Genomic DNA, 1,334 nt, shown 5'->3' with positions numbered 1-1,334 from the left:
CATGGCGGCGGCGGTGGGCGCGTCCCTCGCGGTGGCGGGAGGCGTCGCCCAGGCTGTCACGCGCAACCCACTGGCCGACCCGTACCTGCTGGGGGTGTCGTCCGGGGCCGGTTTCGGCGTCGTCGTCCTGACCGTCCTGGGCGTGGGTGCCGGGATGTGGGGCGTCTTCACGCTCCCGATGGCCGCTTTCCTCGGCGCCCTGCTGCCACTGGCCGGGGTGGTCCTGGTGGCCCGTCGCGCGCACGACACCACGGCGATCGTGCTGGTGGGGGCGGCCCTGACGATGATGTTCGGCGCGCTCAACACGTTCACGCTGTTGGTGTTGGGCGACGACCACCAACTGGGCACCGTCATGCGCTGGCTGGCCGGCGGGTTCGGTGACGCCGGGTGGACCATGCTCCTGGCCCCGGTCTCGATCCTCGCCGTCGCGGGCGTCCTGGTGATGCTGTCCAGCCGCCACCTGGACCTCCTCCTGACCGGCGACGACGGCGCCACGGCCATGGGCATGAACGTCCCGCGGTTCCGGCTGCTCATGTTGCTGCTGGTCTCGATGCTCACCGCGGGGGCGGTGGCGGTCTCCGGGACCATCGGGTTCATCGGACTGCTCATCCCGCATCTCGCCGGGTACGTCACCGGGCGCACGTCGGCCCGGTTACTGCCGACGGCCGCGGTGCTCGGGGCGGTGGCCCTGGTGCTGGCCGACATCGCGGCCCGGTCCGTCAGCGACGGTGCCGAGCTCCCGGTGGGCGTCGTCACGGGGATCGTGGGGGGTCCGGTGTTCCTGATCATGCTGTGGCGGCGCTACGGAAGGTCGGCGACGTGACCACACTGACCGCGGCCGACGTCTCCACCGACCTCGGGGGTCGCCGGATCCTCGAGGGGGTGGACCTGACCATCGCACCCGGCCGGGTCACCGCGCTGGTGGGCCCCAACGGCAGTGGCAAGACGACCCTGCTGCGCACCTGCTACCGGGCCCTGCCCACGACCGCCGGACTGGTGCGCCTCGACGGCGACGACATCACCTCGCTCCGCCGGCGGGCCCTGGCGCGGACGGTGGGCGTGAGCACCCAGGAGCCGGTCTCGTTGGGTGGCATCACGGTCCGGGAGTCGGTGCGACTGGGCCGGACGGTGACACGCGGGCTGTTCGAGCCGTTCGGGACCGACGACGCCGACGTGGTGGACACCGTGCTCGACCGTGTGGGGTTGGCCGGGTTGGCGGCCCGCGACGTCCTGGCCCTGTCGGGGGGCGAACGGCAGCGGGTGTCGATCGCCCGGGCGTTGGCGCAGCAGCCGGAGGTGCTCCTGCTGGACGAGCCCACCAACCACCTCGACGC

General features: G+C 72.9%; 2 protein-coding genes. Both read left to right on the top strand.

Going from position 1 to position 1,334, the window contains the following annotated elements:
- Positions 1-823 (top strand): iron ABC transporter permease (locus tag G6018_RS07315; protein ID WP_182639270.1); only part of this gene is annotated, 823 nt, incomplete at its 5' end.
- Positions 820-1,334: ATP-binding cassette domain-containing protein (locus tag G6018_RS07310; RefSeq protein WP_182618007.1), on the top strand; the 515-nt coding region annotated here is incomplete at its 3' end. The genes G6018_RS07315 and G6018_RS07310, both read left to right, overlap by 4 nt.

The organism is Dietzia sp. DQ11-44 (assembly GCF_014145205.1).
Lineage (GTDB): Bacteria > Actinomycetota > Actinomycetes > Mycobacteriales > Mycobacteriaceae > Dietzia > Dietzia natronolimnaea.
This window is presented reverse-complemented; position numbering and strand designations above follow the sequence as displayed.